Annotated in this window: 20 protein-coding genes and 1 pseudogene; 15 read left to right on the forward strand and 6 right to left on the reverse strand. The window is 49.5% G+C overall.

Going from position 1 to position 23,507, the window contains the following annotated elements; genetic code table 11:
- Nucleotides 1-97: 97 nt before the first annotated feature.
- Both RHM61_RS15215 and RHM61_RS15220 read left to right on the forward strand, forming a co-directional pair.
- On the forward strand, nucleotides 98-1,111 hold the full coding sequence (locus tag RHM61_RS15215; RefSeq protein WP_322248143.1) for a methyltransferase: 1,014 nt from the start codon (nucleotides 98-100) through the stop codon (nucleotides 1,109-1,111).
- Nucleotides 1,108-2,430 (forward strand): histidine phosphatase family protein, encoded by a 1,323-nt coding sequence (locus RHM61_RS15220; RefSeq protein WP_322248144.1) that lies wholly within the window; start codon nucleotides 1,108-1,110, stop codon nucleotides 2,428-2,430. The genes RHM61_RS15215 and RHM61_RS15220 overlap by 4 nt, the downstream gene beginning before the upstream one ends.
- Nucleotides 2,431-2,789: 359 nt before the next feature.
- Here the strand turns inward: RHM61_RS15220 and RHM61_RS15225 are convergent.
- A pseudogene (locus tag RHM61_RS15225) lies at nucleotides 2,790-3,344 on the reverse strand (IS3 family transposase); the annotation flags it as partial.
- Between the two features lie 230 nt (nucleotides 3,345-3,574).
- Here RHM61_RS15225 and RHM61_RS15230 point away from each other — a divergent pair.
- A protein-coding gene (locus tag RHM61_RS15230) for an IS3 family transposase (RefSeq protein WP_322247645.1) occupies nucleotides 3,575-4,788 on the forward strand; the annotation gives its coding sequence in 2 pieces (ribosomal slippage) (nucleotides 3,575-3,851 and nucleotides 3,851-4,788; 1,215 coding nt in all).
- A gap of 245 nt (nucleotides 4,789-5,033) precedes the next feature.
- Here the strand turns inward: RHM61_RS15230 and RHM61_RS15235 are convergent.
- Both RHM61_RS15235 and RHM61_RS15240 read right to left on the reverse strand, forming a co-directional pair.
- Nucleotides 5,034-6,574 (reverse strand): IS3 family transposase gene (locus RHM61_RS15235; protein WP_416200185.1). Its coding sequence is split into 2 segments (ribosomal slippage): nucleotides 5,034-6,121 and nucleotides 6,121-6,574, totalling 1,542 coding nucleotides; the frame shifts between segments, so codons are not numbered across the junction.
- 98 nt (nucleotides 6,575-6,672) lie between these two features.
- Nucleotides 6,673-8,227 (reverse strand): IS3 family transposase gene (locus tag RHM61_RS15240; protein WP_416200186.1). Its coding sequence is split into 2 segments (ribosomal slippage): nucleotides 6,673-7,765 and nucleotides 7,764-8,227, totalling 1,557 coding nucleotides; the frame shifts between segments, so codons are not numbered across the junction.
- Nucleotides 8,228-8,487: 260 nt separating this feature from the next.
- Here RHM61_RS15240 and RHM61_RS15245 point away from each other — a divergent pair.
- A complete protein-coding gene (locus tag RHM61_RS15245; RefSeq protein ID WP_322248145.1) occupies nucleotides 8,488-8,934 on the forward strand; it encodes an AAA family ATPase in 447 nt (148 codons plus the stop codon).
- A 90-nt stretch (nucleotides 8,935-9,024) separates the two neighbouring features.
- Here the strand turns inward: RHM61_RS15245 and RHM61_RS15250 are convergent.
- Nucleotides 9,025-10,238 (reverse strand): IS3 family transposase gene (locus tag RHM61_RS15250; RefSeq protein WP_322248146.1). Its coding sequence is split into 2 segments (ribosomal slippage): nucleotides 9,025-9,962 and nucleotides 9,962-10,238, totalling 1,215 coding nucleotides; the frame shifts between segments, so codons are not numbered across the junction.
- An 88-nt stretch (nucleotides 10,239-10,326) separates the two neighbouring features.
- Here RHM61_RS15250 and RHM61_RS15255 point away from each other — a divergent pair.
- From RHM61_RS15255 to RHM61_RS15265, 3 genes are all read left to right on the forward strand, one after another.
- The gene (locus RHM61_RS15255) at nucleotides 10,327-11,028 is read left to right on the forward strand and encodes a DUF4143 domain-containing protein (protein WP_322248147.1); all 702 of its coding nucleotides are present in this window, start codon (nucleotides 10,327-10,329) and stop codon (nucleotides 11,026-11,028) included.
- Nucleotides 11,029-11,771: 743 nt separating this feature from the next.
- A complete protein-coding gene (locus RHM61_RS15260) occupies nucleotides 11,772-12,083 on the forward strand; it encodes a DUF1778 domain-containing protein (RefSeq protein ID WP_322248148.1) in 312 nt (103 codons plus the stop codon).
- On the forward strand, nucleotides 12,067-12,546 hold the full coding sequence (locus RHM61_RS15265) for a GNAT family N-acetyltransferase (RefSeq protein WP_322248149.1): 480 nt from the start codon (nucleotides 12,067-12,069) through the stop codon (nucleotides 12,544-12,546). The genes RHM61_RS15260 and RHM61_RS15265 overlap by 17 nt, the downstream gene beginning before the upstream one ends.
- A 300-nt stretch (nucleotides 12,547-12,846) precedes the next feature.
- Here the strand turns inward: RHM61_RS15265 and RHM61_RS15270 are convergent, their stop codons facing one another.
- Nucleotides 12,847-14,061, reverse strand: a complete 1,215-nt coding sequence (locus tag RHM61_RS15270) for a C1 family peptidase (RefSeq protein ID WP_322248150.1) — start codon at nucleotides 14,059-14,061, stop codon at nucleotides 12,847-12,849.
- Between the two features lie 560 nt (nucleotides 14,062-14,621).
- Here RHM61_RS15270 and RHM61_RS15275 point away from each other — a divergent pair.
- Nucleotides 14,622-16,592, forward strand: coding sequence for a M13-type metalloendopeptidase (locus RHM61_RS15275; RefSeq protein ID WP_322248151.1), 1,971 nt, complete (start codon nucleotides 14,622-14,624; stop codon nucleotides 16,590-16,592).
- A gap of 67 nt (nucleotides 16,593-16,659) precedes the next feature.
- On the opposite strand, the gene RHM61_RS15280 is transcribed toward RHM61_RS15275, so the two are convergent.
- The gene (locus RHM61_RS15280) at nucleotides 16,660-16,893 is read right to left on the reverse strand and encodes a hypothetical protein (protein WP_322248152.1); all 234 of its coding nucleotides are present in this window, start codon (nucleotides 16,891-16,893) and stop codon (nucleotides 16,660-16,662) included.
- Between the two features lie 249 nt (nucleotides 16,894-17,142).
- On the opposite strand from RHM61_RS15280, the gene RHM61_RS15285 reads away from it, so the two are divergent.
- From RHM61_RS15285 to RHM61_RS15315, 7 genes are all read left to right on the forward strand, one after another.
- Nucleotides 17,143-17,487: an iron-sulfur cluster assembly accessory protein gene (locus RHM61_RS15285; protein WP_322248153.1), complete on the forward strand. Its 345-nt coding sequence runs from the start codon at nucleotides 17,143-17,145 to the stop codon at nucleotides 17,485-17,487.
- An 86-nt stretch (nucleotides 17,488-17,573) separates the two neighbouring features.
- On the forward strand, nucleotides 17,574-19,010 hold the full coding sequence (sufB, locus tag RHM61_RS15290; protein ID WP_322248154.1) for a Fe-S cluster assembly protein SufB: 1,437 nt from the start codon (nucleotides 17,574-17,576) through the stop codon (nucleotides 19,008-19,010).
- The gene (gene sufC / locus RHM61_RS15295; protein WP_322248155.1) at nucleotides 19,007-19,813 is read left to right on the forward strand and encodes a Fe-S cluster assembly ATPase SufC; all 807 of its coding nucleotides are present in this window, start codon (nucleotides 19,007-19,009) and stop codon (nucleotides 19,811-19,813) included. Before sufB ends, sufC begins: the two co-directional genes overlap by 4 nt.
- Nucleotides 19,810-21,159: a Fe-S cluster assembly protein SufD gene (gene sufD, locus RHM61_RS15300; protein WP_322248156.1), complete on the forward strand. Its 1,350-nt coding sequence runs from the start codon at nucleotides 19,810-19,812 to the stop codon at nucleotides 21,157-21,159. The genes sufC and sufD overlap by 4 nt, the downstream gene beginning before the upstream one ends.
- An 8-nt stretch (nucleotides 21,160-21,167) precedes the next feature.
- Nucleotides 21,168-22,409: a cysteine desulfurase gene (locus RHM61_RS15305; protein WP_322248157.1), complete on the forward strand. Its 1,242-nt coding sequence runs from the start codon at nucleotides 21,168-21,170 to the stop codon at nucleotides 22,407-22,409.
- Nucleotides 22,406-22,921 (forward strand): Fe-S cluster assembly sulfur transfer protein SufU, encoded by a 516-nt coding sequence (gene sufU, locus RHM61_RS15310; RefSeq protein WP_322248158.1) that lies wholly within the window; start codon nucleotides 22,406-22,408, stop codon nucleotides 22,919-22,921. The genes RHM61_RS15305 and sufU overlap by 4 nt, the downstream gene beginning before the upstream one ends.
- Nucleotides 22,922-22,942: 21 nt before the next feature.
- A complete protein-coding gene (locus RHM61_RS15315) occupies nucleotides 22,943-23,503 on the forward strand; it encodes a NifU family protein (RefSeq protein ID WP_322248159.1) in 561 nt (186 codons plus the stop codon).
- Nucleotides 23,504-23,507: the final 4 nt, after the last annotated feature.

Consider the following 23,507-nt stretch of genomic DNA (forward strand, 5'->3'; position numbering starts at 1 on the left):
TTTACTTTTAGGCGACAACTAGCTTGAAAAACTCCGATTTGCAGCAATTGAGCCTTTTTATAACAGCCAGGCACGCGTTGAGAGATTTGACGGTGGATTGGAAGTTATTAATGAGGAGGGCGTTTGTGTAGTTGAACTCCGATCTGCGATTCAAACTGAATTTTCCAGACTGTCTACAGACCTGGTCGGTTTTTGGAAAACTAAAACGATTTCTTCCGCTGTTGAGTTGAAAATATTTGAATCTCTTCCGGCAGCGGTTGAAAAAATAGCGCTTAATTGTGGATTAAAACTTGATCTTACAAAACGCTTACTGCGAGCTCTCGGGGAGTTAAATCTTCTTGAATATTCACGTGGGGTTTGGAGTGTAACGGCTAAAGGAGCTTATTTACAGCAAGCGCATCCAATGACTTTGGCTGATGCAGCGATTGAGTATGAACAGTATCTTTCACCTATGTGGAATGGATTGTCGGATGCAATTCGTGGCAACGATAAATGGCATGCGCCAGATATATTTAATCAGGTAGCCCTTGATGGTGAACGTACATTGCCACACCATCGAATGCTGCAGAGTTATGCTCTTCATGATTATGCACCTTTACCTGAAGTCTTGAATCTGGATTCCATTACACATTTGATTGATGCAGGTGGCGGAACCGGATCGCTGACCAAATATTTGGCCCAACGATACGAGTCCTTGAAAATATCTCTGTTTGATTTACCTGAAGTGATTGATCATGCTCGAAATTTGATTGGAATTCATGAGCAAATAGAGTTTCATGGCGGAGATTTATTTCAACCATGGGGGTTACATGCAGATGCTGTTTTATTGGCTCGAGTTTTACATGATTGGGATGATCAGGCTGCTTTGGCAATTCTTCAACGGGCGCGCTCAACTTTGCCAATAGGCGGGCGTATTTTTATTGTAGAGATGTTGTTGCTCGAAGACGAAATGTCGGGAGGGCTGTGTGATCTTCATCTCTTGATGGCGACCGGTGGGCGAGAACGTACATTGAGTGGTTATAGACTTTTACTTGAGTCGGCAGGTTTTTATTTTCATGAGTCAGTAAAACTTAACTCACTTCCAACAGTTCTTGTCGGAGTCGCAAAGTGAGTGAGGATATTCGATATCAGATTCCACATTCGACAATTCATTGGATCTCAGAAGCTCCGAAAAACATTCCGATTGTCGTACTTCTTCGACATTCGGTGCGTGATGACTTGCCACCCAATGATGTGGGATATGGATTGCCGATTACCGCTAACGGCAAACAGCTTTCGCATGAGTTAGGCGCTATTTTTGGTAATCGACTACGATCACTTCATACTAGTCCACTTGTCCGCTGCATCCAGACTGCTGAGTCAATTCAGACTGGGGCTATCAGTACTTTACCGATTAATTCTGACCGGTTACTAGGTGATCCAGGTGTATTTGTTATTGACGGAAAATTGGCGTTTACGAATTGGAAAGAGCTTGGCCATGAGGGTGTCATGGATCACTTGGTAAAGCGGGACACATCTTTACCAGGAATAGCAAATGCTGATTCGGCAGCAAGATTTTTGGTTCAGCATATGCTTGCGTCGTCATTGAATCGCCCCGGGTTTCATGTTTTTGTTACGCATGATTCTCTTGTTACTGCGACTGCTGCAAGAATGCTTGGGGTGCCTTATGGAATTGAAGACTGGCCACTGTTCTTGGAAGCAGCTTTTTTTTGGCAAGAAGAAAACAGTGTTTTTTCAGCTTATAGGGACGTCTGCAGGTCACACCATACATTTCCGTTATGTCATTTTGATGATGTAGATGTCATTGAGTTTGCTCGTCGTGAAATTGCGCAGGCATTAGGGAGTGATTGCGCAGCGCGTTTTTTTCTTGCTGGGGGTGCTTTTAAATCTCTTCTAACGGGCATGCCTCCTCGAGATCTTGATGTATGGGCGGCTTCAAATCAGGATCGAGATATTTTACTAACCACTTTGGTTCAACGTGGTGCAATTCAACTCAGTAGTACTACTTTTTCTGAACGATTTCAAATCGGCAATCGAATATTGGAGATTCCATTTCATACTGAATCTAGAACCTTAAGTAGTCTTCTCGATGGTTTTGACATCGGGCTATCAGCAATCGGTGTTGAGTTCGAATTTGGGCGAGAGTATCGTGTGTTGATTCATCCAATGGCTAAGATATCGGTTTTACGGAAAGAAATATTATTAATAAAACCTTTGCCCAATTGGAAGTATGCGTTGACGACACTTGAACGCATGCATCGTTATCAAATGGAACTGCGTTTCCGTATTCCTAATGAGGAAGTGGATGCTATTTGGAATGTATTTGATTCACAAGACTCCACGATGAAACAAGGTATGGTTGACCGCTATAAACGTACAAGCGTCCTCGATTGTTGTCTGATTGAGGAGGTTGAGGCTCGACGTAGTTAATTTGTAGGCTTTTGTGTGCGCCGGGCGGGCTTGAGGACCCTATTGGTGGCAATTAGCATGGAGTTCTGAAATTAATAGACCTTATTTTTTTCATGAAACCAATTTATCGCTGCCTAACGTATCTGAAAATGCGGATGATTTTGAAGAGATTTTCGAGTCCATGCAATTTTGGGTATTCCGGAGGAACGTGACCAGTGATTCCGGCATCGTGACCAGTCATTCCATTTTAACGTGACCGCCCATTCCGGGCGAACGTGACCGATTTCTAAAGTGGCCCCCTAAGTCCAGACAATTATCCAAAGAGTTTAAGATAGTGCCTGTTTCTGCCACAGCTGCGCGGCGCTGCCCCGTTATTCGCACTACATCACTACCGTGCTTTTCTTTTCTAGCTTTTTTGAATCAGGCAGTTCAGTACCAAATTTGTTTACGATCTTGGCACCGCCGCCCACGCCTGAGCCATACACGGTTTCCGGCGTTTGATAACCCAATGATTGATGTTTACGCTCAGCGTTGTAGAACATAAAATAGTTCGCCAAGCCGATCACCAATTCCGGCATACTTTCATGCTTTTTCAAATACACTTCTTCATATTTCACACTGCGCCATAAGCGCTCAACAAAAATATTATCCAGCGCCCGACCGCGACCGTCCATACTGATTTTGATGCCGTTTCTAAGCAGCAGCCCAGTAAAGGCCTGGCTGGTAAACTGCGCACCCTGATCGGTATTAAAAATCTCCGGCGTTCCATACCATTTTATGGCTTCTTCCAAGCAGTCCACGCAAAACCCCGCATCCATCGTGTTCGACAACCGCCAGGACAGCACCTTCCGGCTGTACCAGTCAACGATCGCCACCAGATAGACAAAACCCCGCGGCAGCCTGATGAATGTGATGTCTGTACTCCAGACCATATCCCCATCTGTCAGACTACTTGTCGTGTAACTTTTTAAATTGAACCGATCTCATTGAAGTCTGTTTGTTTGTGTTTTTCGCATTATCTATCCAGCTTTTTCCGGCGTAGGCAGTCGGGGTTTTATGGGTGGAGCGCAGCGGAACCCATTCCCTCAAGACGTTAAGTATAGTGGATCCACATATCCGGACAACAGTTTAAACTAGTGTCTGTCGAAAAGAGACGAGGCAGACCATGAGTGAAAATAAGAGAAAAATATTTAGCGGCGCACAAAAAGCCAAGGTAGCAGTTGAGGCAATCAAAGGCGAAAAGACGATCAATCAGATCGCCCAAGAGTTCGGGGTGCATCCGACGCAGGTTAGCCAGTGGAAGAAAGAATTACTGGAAAATGCAGGCAGTCTGTTTGAAGGTAAGCGCGGTCCGAAACCGGCCAGCACACAGAACGACCCAGACCGTCTCTATGCCAAAATTGGGCAACTGAATATGGAACTCGATTGGCTTAAAAAAAAGTCAGGGATCAGCCTGTAACGGAACGATTGCAGTGGGTAGAGCCGCTCTCTGCCCTTTCAATCGCCACACAATGCCGTCTCGTTTCAGTCACGCGCTCGGTCGTGTACGACAAGAAAAAGCGCTTGCAAGAAGAGATCAATCCGTTTGATAGTTTGCTGTTGCAATTGCTTGACGAGGAATACACCAGACATCCATTTTACGGCACGCGACGCATGACGCATTACTTGCGAGACTGTGGCCATGCAGTGAACCGCAAGCGCGTACAGAGGCTGATGCAGCAACTGGGATTGGCAGGTATGGCCCCAGGCCCCAACACCAGTAAAGCGCATCCGCAGAACAAGATTTACCCGTACTTACTGAGAGGTATCGATGTCACTCGACCAAATATGGTCTGGAGTACAGACATCACATTCATCAGGCTGCCGCGGGGTTTTGTGTATCTGGTGGCGATCGTTGACTGGTATAGCCGGAAGGTGCTGTCTTGGCGGTTGTCGAACACGATGGATGCGGGGTTTTGCGTGGACTGCTTGGAAGAAGCCATAAAATGGTATGGAACGCCGGAGATTTTTAATACCGATCAGGGTGCGCAGTTTACCAGCCAGGCCTTTACTGGGCTGCTGCTTAGAAACGGCATCAAAATCAGTATGGACGGTCGCGGTCGGGCGTTGGATAATATTTTTGTTGAGCGTCTATGGCGCAGTGTGAAATATGAAGAAGTGTATTTGAAAAAGCATGAAAGTATGCCGGAGTTGGTGATCGGCTTGGCGAACTATTTTATGTTCTACAACGCTGAACGTAAACATCAATCATTGGGTTATCAAACGCCGGAAACCGTGTATCGATCAGGCGTGGGCGGCGGTGCCAAGATCGTAAACAAATTTGGTACTGAACTGCCTGATTCAAAAATGATAGAAAAGAAAAGCACGGTAGTGATGTAGTGCGAATAACGGGGCAGCGCCGCGCAGCTGTGGCAGAAACAGGCACTATCTTAAACTCTTTGAATAATTGTCTGGACTTAGGGGGCCACTTTATTCATGCCTTTTGCGGAATCAGCGGTCACGATACCGGAATCAACGGTCACGATGCCGGAATGGCGTTGTACTGCCCAATAATAGTGTTACGCATTCGGTATCTGTCAAGATAGTTGGTAAGATTTGAGGTTAAGCCGCTGCCATGTCCTTATTCATTTTTTTTGGACTTCCTCACGATCAGGATTGAGACTGACCTGATCAACCCAAGTCCAGTTTCGCGTATCACCTCGCCAGCGTTCCGGTCGCTTTGCACGGGCGATTTCATAGACTGCTTTGCGCTGTGCCAGAATCACTTGATCACGTCCCTGATGGCGTTCTGCTGGCGTCACGAACTGAATGCCACTATGCCGATGCTCGTGGCTGTACCACTGAATAAAACGCTGCACCCAACGCCGTGCTTCTTCAATACTGGCAAATCCGGCCTGCGGCCATTGCGGCCAGTATTTCATCGTGCGGAATAAGGATTCTGAGAACGGGTTGTCGTTACTGACTCGTGGTCGGCTATGCGATGGACTCACCTTCAGTTCTTCCATTTTGGCTTTCAATGTATAGCTTTTCATCGGTGCGCCATTATCCGAATGCAGCACCAATGGCGTAGTCATACAGCCTTGTCCCATCACCGTTTTTTGCAATAATTCTGCCGCCAGTTCACCGCTTTCTTCGCCGTGAACTTCCCATCCGACCGGGTAACGACTGAATATATCCTCGATTAAATACAGTTTGTAAAACAGGCCTTTTGTTTTTGTCGGTAAAAAAGTAATGTTCCATGACCATACCTGATTTGGTGCGGTAGCATGATGCGTCGTTGGTTTATTCACCTTACGTGGTGCCGCTGCACGGCCTCGCCGATACAGCAGCGAGTGCGCTTTCAGAATCCGATACATGGTCGATTCGGAGGCCAGGTAACGTCGCTCGTCTGCGAGGATAGGGACGATTTGCGTCGGCGGCAAGCTGCCGAAACGCGCGCTGTTACAGACACTCAGAATTTCCTCCTGCTCATCTTGGCTAAGCTTGTTGGCCGGTACAGGACGCTCCGCCAAAGGGCGCGCATCATCAACCACAGCCCCATTCTTCTGCCAGCGATACCAGTCATTGCGCGAAATTTCTGCGACCTCGCAAGCTTTAAACAAGCGCGCCCCTTGGTCGCACGCGACCCGAATCGGCACGATCAATTCCTGCCGGTCGCTCAATGCAGTCATTCGTCCTCGCCCTCGTCCCACAGGGCGCGCAGCTTTTTTTGCAGCACCAATAACGCTGCTGCTTCTGCCAGCGCCTTATTTTTACGGTCTACTTCGCGTTGTAATTCTTTGATTTTTTTCTGATAGGAGTGCGTCGTTTTTTGTTGTTCAGCTTGGGCTACTGGCTGTCCATTTTGCGCTGCCACGGCCAGTTCTCGCCAGGTCTTGACTTGTGCTGGGTAAAGTCCTTTGCCACGACAATATAGTGCCAGATCGGCTTCATTGAGTGCGGCGGTTTCTACAATGATGGCGAACTTGGCTTGGGCAGTCCATTGCTCATTGTTGCGGTCAGTTGTTGGCACAGGGCGTCCTTGCTGACGTAGTTTTGTACGCCAGTTATAAAGTGTGGCTTCAGAAATGCCTTCCTGCTTCGACATGCTGACAATGGAAGGGGCATCCGGGGCCAACATTTTAATCAAAATAGCCTGCTTGCGTTCGTTTGGTATGCGAGACATGTATCAATCCTGCCGCCGTAATAGTTGGAAAATGCCGAAATCGGCAACTTACCAACTATCCTGACCGGTGTTTGTCAAACAACCTGTCGCACAACCCGTCAAGCCGCCTGCTTCATTTCTTCCGTTTGAGCCCGTTCTGGGTTGAGCCAAACGTGATCATGTAAAGTCCAGTTTCTCGTATGTTGAGCCCAGCGTTCGGGACGTCGACGTTTCGCCTCAACATAGACGCTATCCCGATGCTGCAATATTTTCACAGCCGTTCCGTTATGCCGCTGTTCCGGCGTTACAAACTTCAATCCACTGTGCTTATGCACTTGGTTGTACCATCTAACAAACTGGAGCATCCAAGTCTGCGCGGCCTCGACATTGTCGAACGGCTTTGTCGGATAATCGGGCCGATATTTGCAAGTATGGAAGAGCGATTCTGCGAATGGCTTATCATTCGAAACACGCGGACGACTAAAGGACGCGGCGATACCTAAATTCTCCAACGTAGCAAGCATCGTGGCTCCCTTCATCGAGCTGCCGTTATCCGAGTGTAGTACCAATGGACGCCCCGCCAATCCCTCTGCCAAACTGGTCCGACGGATTAACATCGATGCCAATTCAGCAGATTCAGCTTCATGCACTTCATGCCCAACGATCTTCCTGCTAAACACATCTAAGATCATGTACCAGTAATAATATTTACCCTGAATTTGTGCAGGCAACCACGTGATATCCCAAGACCAAACCTGGTTGGGGCCTGTCGCACAATGACTAGTCACGACTCTAGTTGATGGTTGCTTCGCACGTCCACGGTGGTGCTGCATTTTATTCGCTTTCAATATCCGGTAAATCGTCGATTCAGAGGCCAAATAGTCGCCTCGATCTGCCAAGGTAGGAACGATCTGGCTTGGCGGAAGGCTAGCAAACTCAGCCGTATTCAACACCTTCAGAATATGGACAATTTCGTCGGCTTTTATCTTGTTCGCCGGTGCCGCTCGAACGTTGGTAGTACGCCTGTCGGCTACGACGGCGGCATCGCCATCACACACCCATCGTTGGAAGGTACGGACGCAGATATCGAGTTCCCTACAAGCGCAATTGAGGCGAGAACCGGAGGCGACCGCTTCGCGAATCAATTCCACACATAACAGGCGATCTGGGATACTAATCAGTCTTCCGATTTGCCCCCCAGATCGCCTGGGCTTTTTTTCTTAAGACCAGCAAAGCGGCTACTTCAGCTAAGGCTTTCTCCTTGCGATTCAATTCTTTCTCTAAGGCCCGGATACGTTTTTGATCGCCTTTGCTTTGCTCGCGCTGGCTTTTAGCGGCTTCTGCAGCGTTCGCATTCGCGCCTATGCATGCTTGACGCCACTCTTTGATTTGTTCAAGGAACAGGCCTTTACGGCGGCAATACTCAGCCTGTTCCGCCATGCTCATCGTTGCTGTTTCCAGTACGACCGCGAATTTATCTTCTGAGCTCCATTGCGCACTATTTTTTCCATTACCTGGCACGACTATTCCCTGATTTTTAAGCTGACGACGCCAAGTATAAAGCGTTTGTTCGGTGATCCCTGTTTCGCGTGCGAGTGCCGATATCGGCATATTTTCTGGGGGCATCATACGCCGCTGAGCGGCTTCTTTTCGTTCTGGTGAGTACATGCGCATAGTGATTCTGTTCTCCGTCCCCGTTTGGATTTCTGGCGACACTGCCAGTCTTACCAGGTTCTGATGTAAGCCAAAAAAATCAAAGTCTTGAGGGAAAGGGTTCCGCTTCGCTCCACCCTTAACCCCGATCTGTAACGCCGATCAAAGCCATTGAGTAAGAAGCAAAAACACTGACATTCACACAAATTGAAAAATAAATCTGTATATTTTTGTTTTACAAAAGACATGTGACAGGTAGCCTAACACCGGGGGATACCGGCATGGCCTTAGAACGCCTGCTCAACGTGTTTAGCGCAGAATTTAACCATCAAAAGGAAGCCAAACTCTACATCTTTTTTGATGAAGTACAGTACCTCAAAGAGTGGGAGATCCATTTAAAGTCCCTAGTCGACTCATATTCTGACTATAAATTTGTCGTTACAGGCTCAGCAGCAGCTGCCTTAAAACTAAAGAGCAATGAGTCCGGTGCTGGCCGCTTCAGTAACTTTGTGTTGCCACCACTCACTTTTGCTGAATACCTGCGCTTTATACAAAGAGACACTGAGCTTATAAATACTGTCGTGCCACCTGGCGTAGGCTATACCGCTAATAATATTGATGCATTGAATGAGGAATTTTTAAATTACCTCAACTTTGGTGGCTACCCTGAAGCAGTTTTCAGCGATACGATCCGAGAAAATCCACAGCAATTTATTCGTGGTGACTAAAGTGGCCCCCTAAGTCCAGACAATTATTCAAAGAGTTTAAGATAGTGCCTGTTTCTGCCACAGCTGCGCGGCGCTGCCCCGTTATTCGCACTACATCACTACCGTGCTTTTCTTTTCTAGCTTTTTTGAATCAGGCAGTTCAGTACCAAATTTGTTTACGATCTTGGCACCGCCGCCCACGCCTGAGCCATACACGGTTTCCGGCGTTTGATAACCCAATGATTGATGTTTACGCTCAGCGTTGTAGAACATAAAATAGTTCGCCAAGCCGATCACCAATTCCGGCATACTTTCATGCTTTTTCAAATACACTTCTTCATATTTCACACTGCGCCATAAGCGCTCAACAAAAATATTATCCAGCGCCCGACCGCGACCGTCCATACTGATTTTGATGCCGTTTCTAAGCAGCAGCCCAGTAAAGGCCTGGCTGGTAAACTGCGCACCCTGATCGGTATTAAAAATCTCCGGCGTTCCATACCATTTTATGGCTTCTTCCAAGCAGTCCACGCAAAACCCCGCATCCATCGTGTTCGACAACCGCCAGGACAGCAGCTTCCGGCTGTACCAGTCAACGATCGCCACCAGATACACAAAACCCCGCGGCAGCCTGATGAATGTGATGTCTGTACTCCAGACCATATTTGGTCGAGTGACGTCGATACCTCTCAGTAAGTACGGGTAAATCTTGTTCTGCGGATGCGCTTTACTGGTGTTGGGGCCTGGGGCCATACCTGCCAATCCCAGTTGCTGCATCAGCCTCTGTACGCGCTTTCGGTTCACTGTATGGCCACAGTCTCGCAAGTAATGCGTCATGCGTCGCGTGCCGTAAAATGGATGTCTGGTGTATTCCTCGTCAAGCAATTGCAACAGCAAACTATCAAACGGATTGATCTCTTCCTGCAAGCGCTTTTTCTTGTCGTACACGACCGAGCGCGTGACTGAAACGAGACGGCATTGTGTGGCGATTGAAAGGGCAGAGAGCGGCTCTACCCACTGCAATCGTACCGTTACAGGCTGATCCCTGACTTTTTTTTAAGCCAATCGAGTTCCATATTCAGTTGCCCAATTTTGGCATAGAGACGGTCTGGGTCGTTCTGTGTGCTGGCCGGTTTCGGACCGCGTTTACCTTCAAACAGACTGCCTGCATTTTCCAGTAATTCTTTCTTCCACTGGCTGACCTGCGTCGGATGCACCCCGAACTCTTGGGCGATCTGATTGATCGTCTTTTCGCCTTTGATCGCCTCAACTGCCACCTTGGCTTTTTGTGCGCCGCTAAATATTTTTCTCTTATTTTCACTCATGGTCTGCCTCGTCTCTTTTCGACAGACACTAGTTTAAACTGTTGTCCGGATATGTGGATCCACTATAGACATCATCGACAAAGTACTATTGCGTGACCTGCCTAGCTTGTACGGCATCAGTGATATCCAGGAACTTAACCGCCTATTTACTACGCTGGCCTACAACACCGGCCGCGAGATTTCTTTAGATACTTTATCTAAGAATTCTAACGTCGCAAAAAATACAATAGGCCGCTATCTGGAATATCTGGAAGCCGCATTTTTGATCAAAAGAATTGAACGCATCGATCAAAATGCCAAACGTTTTAAACGCGCCATGAGTTTTAAAGTCTACCTAACCAACCCCTCCATGCGCGCCGCTCTGTTTGGTCCTATCGATGCAGATAGTCCAGATATGGGGCCACTTGCAGAAACCGCCATCTTTAGCCAATGGCAACATAGCGATAGAACTACTTTATATTATGCACAGTGGAAAAACGGCGAAGTCGACATCGTCTATTTAGATGAAACAACCCAATCGCCACGATGGGCGGTAGAAGTGAAATGGTCAGACCGCCCATATACCCACACAGATGAACTAGACAACTGCGTCGAGCTAGCTGAAAAAAATACGGCGCTTAAAGAAGGTTTCAGAGTTACATCGCACACCATTTCTGATTTCATAGAATATAAAAACATTAGGTTTGAATTTGTACCTTGCAGCTTATACACGTATACGTTGGGAAAAAATTTCCTGTTCTACCGAAATCTTCGGCATGTTTTTGGGAAACGATCGGCACGCACAGTTTAAGGTAATTAAAGCTTTGGAGAAACGGTTAGGAGATTGAAGAAAATGGATATAGCTGAGCTTACGGCAATAGACGAAATATTCGCGGAATTAATATGAGTAAAAAAAATTTGTAAAATACCAATGAAATTGGCCTCCCAAAAGATACGAATAAATCCAACGCTATTGCGGCTAATTAAAGAATTATGGATACCATTTGTTGTTGCACTGTGTTGGGCTACCTACAACATCAGCTCTGAACCAAAGGCAGACTGGACATTTCGGAGATTTATAAACATATTTGTTCCTACTTTTTTCTTTATTAGTACTTTAATAGGACAAATCTTTAGAGTACGTAAACAACAAAAAGTCGAAAATGGACTTCAGTTAATAGAGACCCGTGTTGGCAAAATGATAAATTAATTGGATGTCAAAACTACCGATTTAATTGGATACATTATAGTGGATCCACATATTCGGACAACAGTTTGAACATTCGAAATGGGAATTTGTGCAGTTATTTTTGATTGTGGTGGCAAATTGGCACACTGGTGGTGACATTTTGTCTCCGTGCGCTATAATTCATTTGCTCAAACAAATTTGAGTTACTTATTATGTAAATGAAAATTAAATACAAATAAAGGAAATTAATATGAAAAATTCCATATACAAAAACAACTACTAATTTGAAAATTGAGATTAAAACTTATACATACCTATACATATTTGAAGCATCGGTGCTTTTAGCACCCCAAAAGGTGGAAATGATGAACCCTACGGAAAACAGAGACCGGATTACAGCCCGTGTTTCTCAACCCATAGCAACACGATTACAAGTGGCAGCCGATTTGATGGGTGCAACTTTGAACCAATTCCTGGTTCAAGCTGCACTCGAAAAAGCTAATAGTGTTATTGAACATGAACAAACAATACGTTATTCGCTGGAAGACGTTGCCTTATTTTTAACCATGCTGGACGCTCCTGGTGAACCAAATCCAACACTGGTCAAAGCGTTTGAGGGAAGAAACTCTAAGGTGAAAAATGCGAAGCGAACCAATACGCTTGAGCACAGTTCATGATCGTGAAACTTTTGACTGTGGAAATGAGGCGTTAAATAGTTTTTTTAAAAATGTCGCCGGACAACATGATAGTAAAAGTGTTTCCAAAACGTTTGTAATAGCTGACGATGAAGATCGAGCTAGAGTGGCAGGATTTTATACGCTTGCAATGCGTAAGCTGACACCAAAGGAACAATTGCCACCAGAGATAGCGAAGCGCCTTCCTGCAAGTTTGCCCGGAATTACGCTGGCTAGACTCGCTGTCGATAAAAATTATCAGAGGCGAGGTGTAGGTGAGGATCTTTTGCTGAGCGCCATGTCGCGGGCAAAAAAAGTGTCACACGAAATAGGTGGATTTGCACTATTCGTTGACGCTAAAGACGGTGTTGCCGAATTTTATAAAAATTACGGTTTTACTCCGTTACCTTCGAATCCACTGATACTTTTGATCCCATTCAAAAATATTCCCGATGATGCTGACTAGCATCGTCTATTTTTTAAAGAAAATGACCGTCAACGATTATTGACGGTCCGGTATCTGTCAAGATAGTTGGATTCAACTACGAAGTGCAACTCCATGTTGATGCGAGTGTAGCGCAATCATAAAATATATGACGCCACATAAAAATAAGATCAATTGATTGATTTTAATTGGAGGCACCCCTTATGGAGCCCGTATTCGTTATCGCAGAAAAAGACGTTTTCCCTCTTTCTCAGGACAGTTGGAAAATTCCGAAATCGGCAACTTACCAACTATCCTGACGCAGAGGGCTGCTCGAAATCCTTATTTCGCAGCCGCAGCGTGATGCATTTCATCAGCTTGGTGACGTAGCGTCCACGGGTCTTCGGCAAGCACGCTTTTGTCAGCAATCAGCGTATCTTGTGTTGGTCCGAAGAGGGCGTAGGGCAGGTAGCCGTAGCCTTGGTCGCCAAAGGTGTCGCCCCAAGAGTTTTCGATTTCTACTAAACCGGTCGTGTCGTCGTAGCCAATCGCCAGCACGAAGTGGTAACCGACTGCAGGATCGGGGATAGGCGTCTGCGGAGCGTAGCGAAAGCTATCGTTTACGGGGCCGCCGGCATAACCGCCTCGCACGCCTGCTGAACTCGCCGAACCGCCTGCGGAACTGGCAGAGGCACCACTGGAGCCTGCTGAAGTACCTGATGCACCGGCCGCGCCTCCAGCGGAACCCGCCACCGTTCCGGCAGAACCCGCGGAGGCACCACTGGAACCTGCCGATGTGCCAGAGGCACCCGCAGTCGCGTCATCAGGGGCGCAGCTTGGGATTGGAAAAATGCCGGTGCGCCATGTGTGGGAAAGAACGGCGTCGTCACCGCAGCCAACCGATTGCGCTACGGGGAAAGCGACGGGTACCGGATAGCCATCGGCAATCGATACCTTCATTGCCCGCAGCGTCGTCACCCGGTATGCCTTGGTCAGCTTGCGTGTTGCGGCGTCATCAAAGGCCGTTGTGGGTGGGGTGATGGCGAACTTGCTGGTATCGTAAGGCCAAGCGCTCTCGACGCAGGTGCCATATTGTTCAAGTGTTTCGACAACCGCATCGGCCTTGCATCCTGAATCGTCGTTGGTTTGTTCGCCCTCGGTGAGAACGCGCGTGGTGTAATAGCAGAACAGTGGCGACAAAGGCTCGTCTAAGCCATCACGCAGGTGAAGAAATCGTAGCGCGCTGGTAAAGGCAAAGGCCGCGCACGATTCGATCGGATCTTGGTCCAGCACCGGGGGACATTTTGCGCGTAAGCTCACCGCTGGTGGGGGTACCGGAAGGGCTTTTCCCGCTGCGGCAATCTTCAGCTCGGGGCGGGCGAGCGGCTTGGGCCGTTGCGCGGTTTTGGCCAGCTTGCGCGTCACCCCGTTTGCCTGAATCACAGGCGGCGCTGCCACTTCCGCGAGCACCGAGGTGCCGCTTCCCGGATGGCCACCATGCACCTCGCTCTTGCTGGCGTGTGCTGGTTCTTTTTCGTGGTTAACTTGGCTTGGCATCTTATCCCCTTGAGTAAGCTTATGATGTCAATATAATATCAGTGATTATGTCAAGGGTGTAAACACTATCAGCATCGCGACTAAGGCTGACAACAGCGCCGCCAAACAACTTAATGGATCGTCGCAAGCGACGATGGAAAAGACTCTGGAAGGGGTTTGCATCCCCTCCCATCGCGTCGCTCCTTCGTCGCTCACCGGCCAAAAGAGGCTGTCGCAAAAGGGTATTGAGTCGGTATCATTACCCTAACTGGTGGCCATGTCATTCCTGCGCGCTTTTGGCAGGAACCCAGCGGCGTTCGTGGTTAACTGAAAATGCCAGAAATTGTGGCATTTTCAGTGTAAAAAACGACGCTGGGTTCCCGCCAAAAGCATGCGGGAATGACGAGGCTGTGGCATGCGGGAATGACGAGGTATGCGGTGTTTCAGGTTTAAAAAACGTCCATCAGGCTTTTGCGACAGCCTCTGAAGGCCGGGGTTTCAAACCCTAGTCAGATTTTTGATGAATGTCAATTTCGAACTTCTTGTGATCTGATGGGTCAGTCGATGTTTTGGAGTGTGACATGTCGACAGAGAAATTGGTGCTCAGGACTTTCATCAGAAACCCGAACCTACTGAGTGGCGCTGCCATCATGGCGATGGCAAGCGCTTTTTTATTGTCTGGATGCGGTGGACTGGATAAACCGGCCGTCGTGCAGCGCAATGAGCAGGCGTGTACAGATTTCGAGCAATTGGTCAATGGCGATTGGTACCGGTCTGTGCAGCGCACGAGTGGCGACGATATACCCGATGCATTTTCGGATTTACCGGAACAGAATTATCAATCTTTACTGACGGCCTTAGAGGCGGCGGCAAGCTCGCCGCTCGCTGACGAGAATAGCGATTTAGGTAAACTTGTACGCCTGTTTGTCAGTCAGTCACAGCCTGCACCCGCTACGATGGTGGCCTTAAATGAAGAGTGGCAACTGGTGGATAGCATGGCACAAGTCCAGGAAGTACCGGTTGTAATGGCGAAGCTACTGCTGCTCGGCACTGTATTGCCCCTGAAGTTAAGTACTCAAACTAATCAAGAGGAAGATGTTGAGCCAGTGGAGCTGAAGTTAGCGCCAAATTATTTGGGTTTCCAAGGCAATACAGTGGAAGCGCGGCGTGAGCATATTGCACGTATGCTGGGCGCGGCTGGTGTTTCTGCCGATCAAGCTGCTATCGATGCGGCAGCGGTCGAGCGTATGGAGCAGCGGATCAACCGACCGGAAAACTCAACGCCGACTTCGATGATGTTCGATATTTTGGCTTTCAAGCAGCAGCTTGGCGTGGCAGCTAAGGTGGAAGTGGATGCGGCTACGGCAGCTACCTTGTCGCAAATGATGGCTGAGTTCACCCTGCCGCAGTGGAAGAGTTTCTTTAAGTGGCGGCTCTTGAAAAGTTTCAGTGCCTATCTTCCAGGGCAGTTTTCAGCTGAGGAAAAACGCTGGAAAACTGGGTGGCAGCCACAGTTTTTAGCTGAGCAAAACGGCTCGAGTATCAAGACGCCAATCGACAATCGGGTCCGTTTTTTAGCAGCGCTGATGCCGGATACCTTGAACCGCTTCTTTGTGGAAAAGCTGATAGGTCCAAATAAACTGGCTGCTGTCAACACCATGATGCAGGAGTTGAAGCACGAGATGCGTGCACGAATCGAGACACGTGCCTGGTTGAGCCAGGTTGGCAGGGATGCGGCACTTCACCGGCTCGTTACCATGGCAATGGTGGTAGTTCAACCCACGAGGTGGATCGATTACAGCAAGCTCACTGTCGACGCGAACGACGCCTTGGCTAATATCAAGCGTGTGAATCAGTTGAACTTTGCCGAACAGGTTCAGAGTGCTGGGGCACTGCCAAGACTCGGTGCAAAGGGAGGATATGGTTGGAGTGAACCAAATCCCAGATATGTACCCGGCCGCAATGCGATGGTGGGCGACGTCAGTATGATACTGACATCGCCTATGGTAGATTTTGAAAACAACATCGCATTTACCTACGGTTTTCTTGGTGCCTCCATCCTCGCCCATGAGATGGCACATGGTTTTGATGCCAGCGGTACGCAGGCAGCACCATCGTATTTTCCGCTTCCAATGGCGATGGGGTTGGCAAACAGCGATATCAGCTATTTCAAGTCCATGGAAGATCGCCAATACCACCACTATAGCGCGTATGCGCAGAATGTACTCGGCGTACAGATCCCGATTTTACGTGTGACGAATGAAGATATGGCTGATCTGATTGGCTTGGAAGTCGCAACACAGTTGGTTCAGAAAAAGTGGCCAGGTGCGGCGGCGGCGGACCAATTCTTCAAGGGATATGCCGCTTCTCATAGAGATGCCGCTACCTTCGATGAGCTACGAGATTACGCATCCTACGTGCCCGCTCATGCGGTAAATAGATACCGGATAAATGGTGTATTGTCCAACTCGCAAGCATTTGCTGCCAATTATGGCTGTACAGCAGGTGACCCGATGGTACGGGCGGATAAGGACCGTATTAGCTTGTGGTGAGTTTTTCCAGAGCATTTATTTATCAGATCTGAGTGGAAAGCCAGGGAAGCGCTTCCTTAATTTTCCATCACGGCAAGCTCAGGTCTAAACCGAGCTTGTTGGCAAGGAAGTAGGTAAATAGCCCCAAGCCCAGCAGCGTGAGTACGAAGACTGCGGCTACCTTGCCGCTCGCACGCAGCACGGCGTGCTTGTCCGTCGTCTTTTCCTGTTGATCGTAATGCCACTTGATGGCGAAGAACATGCCCGTGCCGAGCACGATAAGCTTGAACAACACTAAGACTATCGGGACCCAATCCATCATTTTTCCTATTTTTAAGCAAGTAATTGTCACCATTTTAGCCTGAGGATCTGTACTTCAAAGCAATTTCCACAGATTGAGACAATATGTCCTGATTGAAAGGAAGGGCTGGAACCTATTCTTTGCAGAAACAGTATTTTTGAGGGAATAACCGCTTCGGCAACATGGTTGACTAATTTAGTCGGGTATTGTAAGGTGAATTGTTGACTAAATTAGTCAACAATTATGACCGACATGAAAAGGTGATTTCTGATGGTAATGACACTGACGGAAAATGCAGCAAAAAAGATTTTGGCGCAGTTGATCAAGAACGGTAAGGGCATAGGTTTGCGCGTAGGAGTTAAAAAAGTAGGCTGTTCCGGTTTTGCCTACACCTTCGCTTACGCCGAAGCCGTGGGGGCTGATGATCAGGTGTTCGATTCGCATAATGCGAGGCTGGTGGTCGATACGGCCAGCTTGCCATTTTTGGATGGCGCACAGCTGGATTTCGTCAAGGACGGATTCAATGAAACTTTTAAATTCAATAACCCGAACGCCGCGAGTGAGTGCGGTTGCGGGGAGAGCTTTAATCTGAAAAAAGACCGCAGCGTGCCATAAGCCGCCACTCTGCCACGCACACCGTCAGGTTTGTTCAAGAGGTCTGATTTTATCTATTTCGCTGGGATAATATTGAGGTAAGTGTAATGAGTACGGCACTGCAAAATTTGCTCAATCAAGCCTATCGACATGGCTTCGTCAGCGACATCGAGTCCGATGTCGCACCTAAGGGTTTAAACGAAGACATCATTCGCATGATTTCCAGTAAGAAAAACGAGCCGGCTTGGTTGCTCGCATTTCGTCTGAGTTCTTACCAGGCATGGCTGACAATGACGCCACCGGAGTGGCAAAACTGTAAGCATCCACCTATCGATTTTCAAGCTATCAGCTATTACGCTGCGCCCAAGAAAAAGCCGCAGCTAAGCAGTATCGACGAGGTCGATCCTGAATTGCTGCGTACCTTCGAAAAGCTTGGCGTGCCCTTGCACGAACGGATGGCACTGGCGGGCGTTGCGGTGGATGTCATTTTTGATAGCGTGTCGGTCGCCACCACGTATAAAGACAAGCTGGCTGAAGTCGGGGTGATTTTTTGTTCGATGTCTGAAGCGGTTCGCGAACATCCGGACCTCGTGCGGAAATATTTAGGCAGCGTGGTCCCTATTCGCGATAACTATTACGCTGCGCTGAACTCGGCGGTATTTACTGATGGCTCGTTTTGTTTCATTCCCAAGGGCGTCAAGTGCCCGATGGATTTGTCGACCTATTTCCGTATCAATACCGAAGAATCCGGACAATTCGAGCGCACTCTGATCATCGCCGAGGAAGCTGCTTCAGTGTGCTATCTGGAAGGGTGTACTGCGCCTGCCTTCAGTAGTAAGCAGTTGCATGCGGCGGTGGTCGAACTGGTGGCCCTCGATCATGCGGAAATCAAGTATTCCACCGTGCAGAACTGGTATGCGGGGGATGAAAACGGCGTCGGTGGGATTTATAATTTTGTTACCAAGCGCGGTCTGGCCAAAGGTGTTAATTCGCGTATTTCATGGACTCAGGTTGAAACCGGTGCCGCGATTACCTGGAAGTATCCATCGGTGATTTTACTCGGTGATAACGCGGTCGGTGAATTCTATTCGGTGGCGGTGACGAATAGTTATCAGCAAGCCGATACCGGTACCAAGATGATACACATCGGAAAAAATACGCGCAGTACCATCGTCAGTAAGGGTATTTCTGCCGGTAAATCGAATAATAGCTACCGCGGTCTGGTCAAGATGACTGCCGGTGCCGCCGGTGCGCGCAATTATTCTCAGTGCGATTCGATGTTGATCGGTGAAGCCTGCGGTGCCAATACTTTTCCGTATATCCAGGTGCTCAATAACACGGCACAAGTTGAGCATGAGGCATCGACCTCGAAGATCGGTGAGGATCAAATGTTTTATTTTGCCCAACGTGGCGTGGATGCGGAGGCTGCGGTATCGATGATTATCAATGGTTTTTGCAAAGACGTATTTCAACAATTACCGCTGGAGTTTGCGGTTGAAGCGAGCAATCTCCTCAGTTTTAAACTGGAAGGAAGTGTCGGATGATTTACCCAGACAGCAAAACCTTATTGGAAGTACGCGGATTATGCGCGAGCGTGAATGGCATCGCTATCTTGAAGGATCTCGATTTTACTGTGAAGAGTGGTGAAATCCACGCCCTCATGGGGCAAAACGGTTCCGGCAAGAGCACCTTTGCGAAAGTGCTGGCCGGTCACCCTGCCTATGTAGTGACAAACGGTAGCGTGCTCTTTGAGGGGCAGGACTTGTTAGCGCTGAAACCGGAAGAACGGGCGCGGGCCGGCTTTTTTCTGGCCTTTCAATATCCGATTGAAGTACCCGGGGTGGGCAACAGCCAGTTCCTGCGCCTGACTTACAATACGGTGCAAAAACAGCGCGGCAAGGAAGAGCTTGACCCGCTGGAGTTTGACGATTTTGTGCGGGAAAAAATGCAGCTGCTGGAGATGCATGCAGATTTCCTTGACCGTAGCGTCAACGCAGGTTTCTCCGGCGGTGAAAAAAAACGCAATGAAATATTGCAGATGGCTTTGCTCGAGCCGCTGGTGGCGGTGCTCGATGAAACCGATTCTGGCCTCGATATCGATGCACTCAGAATTGTCGCACAGGGAGTCAAGCAGCTCTCGAATCAGGGCAATGCCATCGTCATGGTGACGCACTATCAGCGTTTGCTGAACTACATCGTGCCCGACTTTGTGCACGTGATGGAGGGCGGGCGCATCATCAAGACCGGTGATAAAGCCTTGGCGCTGGAGTTGGAGGCACGCGGTTACGATTGGGTCAGTGCCGACTATGCGGCAGCCGCACAGGCGAGCGGGAGTGTTTGCATATGAACACCGCCAACATACCAATTCCTGACCTTGTCAGCACTTACCTGGCACAGCTGTTGGCGGCACAGCCGCCACCCTTTGACAGCCGGTGGCCGTGGCTTACTATGCTGCGCAGCGAGGCGCTCGCGCACGCCCAAGGCTTGAACCTGCCAACTACACGTGATGAGGAATGGCGCTTTACCGATATTTCTCTTCTGAGCAAGACCGAATTTTCACCGGCGCAGAGTGCGACGCAGTTAGAGTTGTCAGAAATTGCACACTTTTTTATTGAGGAAGCCGCGCAGCGCTTGGTATTTGTGGATGGTCGGTTCGCCGCACATTTGTCAACGCCAATAAGTGGCCTTGGCGCAGAGCATGGGATCGTGGTTTCCAATCTATCGGCGGCACTTGCCACACACGCCAGTACGATAGAGACGCATCTCGGCCAGCATGCGGTATTGAACAGCGATGTGTTTGCGGCGCACAATACTGCATTCTTACAGGATGCTGCCGTGGTGCTGGTGCCGCGTGGCGTCGTGGTAGCGGCGCCAGTACATTTACTGTTTATCGCAACCCAGAAAGAGGTGGTCAGCACACCGCGGTGTTTACTTGTTGCCGAAGCGGACAGTGCGGTAACGGTGATCGAGGAGTATGTCGTGTTGTACCGCCCACGGTGGCAGGAGGAAGCGCATTTTACCAACGCGGTGAGTGAAATTGCGCTGGCTGATCAGGCTCAGGTGCAGCACGTGCGGATACAGCGCGAAGGCAGCCATGCATTTCATCTTGCTCACTGTGCGGTTGCGCTGGGGCGCGCCAGTCATTATCAGTCGGTGAATCTGGCACTTGGCGCACGCATTTCACGTTATCAGCTCAGTGTGCTGCAACAACAAGAGGCTGCCACCTGCACGCTCGACGGCTTGACTCTGATCTCGGGGCGACAAGTGGCCGATACCCATACCTGTATCGATCATGCCATGCCACATGGCACTAGCCGCCAGCTCCATAAATGTATCGTCGGTGGCAGTGCGCATGCTGTTTTTAATGGCAAGGTCATGGTGCGCCCAGGTGCACAGCACAGCGATGCGCAACAGTCAAACCGTAATCTGCTATTGACCAATAAGGCACATATCGACACCAAGCCACAACTGGAAATTTTTGCTTCCGATGTGAAATGCACGCATGGTGCGACCGTTGGTCAGCTCGATGATGATGGGCTGTTTTATCTACAGAGCCGCGGCTTGTCTCGCGCCGCTGCACGTAATTTGCTGACGTATGCCTTCGCTGCCGAGCTGATCGATCGTATTCCGGTGGCTTCGCTTAGACGCCAACTTGAGCAGACCGTGCTTGAACAAACGACGAGCCTGTCATGAAGACTCAGATGACAGCAAGCCCAGCAGTCGGCTTTCCGCTTGAGCGGATTCGTGCCGACTTTCCTATTCTTAAGCTTAAGCTCAATGGCAAGCCGCTGGTGTATCTCGATAATGCGGCTTCGAGCCAGATGCCGTATCAAGTGATCGATCGTCTGGTGCGGTATCAGAGCACGCAGCATGCCAATATTCATCGTGCCGTGCATACCCTGTCGGAGCTGGCGACCGCCGAATTTGAAGCGGCGCGCCGGACTTTGCAGCATTTCATTCACGCGCGCGAAGAACGTGAGGTGATCTTCACCAGTGGCACCACCGATGCCATCAATTTGGTGATGCATGCTTATGGCCGCAAGTTCATCGGGCCCGGCGATGAAATTATTCTGACCATGCTTGAGCATCATTCAAACATCGTGCCGTGGCAAATGTTGGCGCAAGAGAAGGGTGCGACGCTACGCGTGGTGCCGCTCAACGATGCCGGTGAGTTGCTGATTGATGCATACGAGCAGCTGTTCAATGCGCGCACCAAGTTTGTCGGCGTCACCCATGTCTCGAATGCGCTGGGCACGATTAATCCGGTCAAACAGATGATCGCTTTTGCCCATGCGCGCGGGGTGCCGGTGCTGGTAGATGGTGCCCAAGCCGTGCCGCATCTGGCGGTCGACGTACAGGATCTCGATTGCGATTTTTATGCATTTTCTGGGCACAAGCTGTGTGGTCCGACTGGAATTGGCATTTTATTCGGCAAAGCCGCGTTGCTGGAACAGATGCAGCCATTTAAGGGTGGCGGCGACATGATTTTGTCGGTCACCTTCGAGAAAACTACCTACAACACGATTCCGTATAAATTCGAGGCCGGCACACCACCGATCGCCGCGGCGATCGGGCTTGCTGCTGCGGTTGATTATCTGTCGGCAATCGGGATGGCGGCGATTGCCGCGCATGAATTGGCGCTGCTGGATTACGCTACCGCGCAGATGCGTGAGATTCCCGGTGTGCAACTGATCGGCACCGCTGCGCATAAGGCCGCCGTGCTCTCGTTCGTGCTCGACGGGGTGCATCCGCACGATATTGGCAGCTTGCTCAATGTGGAAGGCGTGGCAGTACGTACCGGCCATCATTGCGCGCAGCCGCTGATGCAGCGTTTTAAAGTACCGGCGACGGCGCGCGCTTCATTTGCGTTTTACAACAGCATGGCAGAAGTTGATGCCTTGATCGCCGGCATTCACGCCGTGCAGAAAGTGTTTGTCTCATGACTGATCCCAGAGCGCTGTATCAAGAGCTGATTCTTGAGCACAATAAGAAGCCCCGCAATTACGGTAGGCTGGCCTGTCGCAGCCACCATGCCGTGGGCCACAATCCTTTGTGCGGCGATCATATCGATGTTGAACTCGATATGGGCAAAGAGCCGGGCTGTGAGCTGGCGGGCGGGTGTATCGAAGGCATCGCGTTTGAGGGGGCTGCCTGCGCGATTTGTCAGTCGTCGGCATCGATGATGACGCTGGCTGTTAAAGGCAAGACGCGTAGCGAGGCCGAAATCGTCATTGCTGAGTTTCTCGCCATGGCGACCGGCAAGCTTGCCTTGGCCGATGCCCCTCATCTGGGTCGGCTGCGGGTATTTTCCGGCATCCGCGATCTGCCGGTGCGTGTCAAATGCGCGATTCTGCCGTGGCACACATTGCATGCCGCGCTCAATGCCAAAGCGTGTAGTGAGGATGATTCTGGAGAGGATGGCTTAGCCACTGCCACCACCGAGGCGCGGTCATGAAATTATATTTAAGGAATGAGCATGCCGAAAATTGCTGAAATTGACGATACCCCGAATCCGAATGCGGTGAAGTTTACGCTCTACGAGCCGCTGAGCTGGGGCATTCCACACTCTTATGAGAATGCCGCGCAAGCGCAGGACGATGCGCTTGCGCGTGCCTTGTTTGAGATCGAACACGTGAAGAATGTGTTTTACGTCGACCGCTGGCTTACCGTCACCCAAGACGGCGATGCTGACTGGCCAGAGTTAGTTCGTTTGATTGCATTGCCCTTGCGTGCGGCACCGGCGGCGGCAGCGCAATCGGTCGCCACGCTGGCGGCAGCAAACCAAGCGATGCAAGATCTCAGTGCCGAAGATCAGCGGCGTTTGGAGCAGATCAATGCCTTACTCGATGAGCAAATCCGCCCCTCGCTACAAGGCGATGGCGGTGATCTGCATGTGATTGGTTTGGCGGGCAATTATTTGAGCATCCATTACCAGGGGGCTTGTGGCACTTGTCCGAGTTCGATCTCGGGTACCCTCAAAGGCATAGAAAATCTGCTGCGGGTCATCGCGCCGGAGATTGTGGTGTTGGCGGTGTAAAGGC

Origin of the sequence: Undibacterium sp. CCC3.4, from assembly GCF_034347425.1 — a bacterium.
GTDB lineage: Bacteria > Pseudomonadota > Gammaproteobacteria > Burkholderiales > Burkholderiaceae_D > Undibacterium.

Excerpts from the sequence above, each read along its gene's own strand:
- RHM61_RS15245 (WP_322248145.1), top strand. The coding sequence starts at position 8,488 with ATGGCCTTAGAACGCCTGCTCAACGTGTTTAGCGCAGAATTTAACCAT.
- sufU (WP_322248158.1), top strand. The coding sequence starts at position 22,406 with ATGACTGATCCCAGAGCGCTGTATCAAGAGCTGATTCTTGAGCACAAT.
- RHM61_RS15275 (WP_322248151.1), top strand. The coding sequence starts at position 14,622 with ATGTCGACAGAGAAATTGGTGCTCAGGACTTTCATCAGAAACCCGAAC.
- RHM61_RS15305 (WP_322248157.1), top strand. The coding sequence starts at position 21,168 with ATGACAGCAAGCCCAGCAGTCGGCTTTCCGCTTGAGCGGATTCGTGCC.
- sufB (WP_322248154.1), top strand. The coding sequence starts at position 17,574 with ATGAGTACGGCACTGCAAAATTTGCTCAATCAAGCCTATCGACATGGC.
- sufC (WP_322248155.1), top strand. The coding sequence starts at position 19,007 with ATGATTTACCCAGACAGCAAAACCTTATTGGAAGTACGCGGATTATGC.
- RHM61_RS15260 (WP_322248148.1), top strand. The coding sequence starts at position 11,772 with ATGAACCCTACGGAAAACAGAGACCGGATTACAGCCCGTGTTTCTCAA.
- RHM61_RS15270 (WP_322248150.1), bottom strand. The coding sequence starts at position 14,061 with ATGCCAAGCCAAGTTAACCACGAAAAAGAACCAGCACACGCCAGCAAG.
- RHM61_RS15285 (WP_322248153.1), top strand. The coding sequence starts at position 17,143 with ATGGTAATGACACTGACGGAAAATGCAGCAAAAAAGATTTTGGCGCAG.
- sufD (WP_322248156.1), top strand. The coding sequence starts at position 19,810 with ATGAACACCGCCAACATACCAATTCCTGACCTTGTCAGCACTTACCTG.
- RHM61_RS15315 (WP_322248159.1), top strand. The coding sequence starts at position 22,943 with ATGCCGAAAATTGCTGAAATTGACGATACCCCGAATCCGAATGCGGTG.
- RHM61_RS15280 (WP_322248152.1), bottom strand. The coding sequence starts at position 16,893 with ATGATGGATTGGGTCCCGATAGTCTTAGTGTTGTTCAAGCTTATCGTG.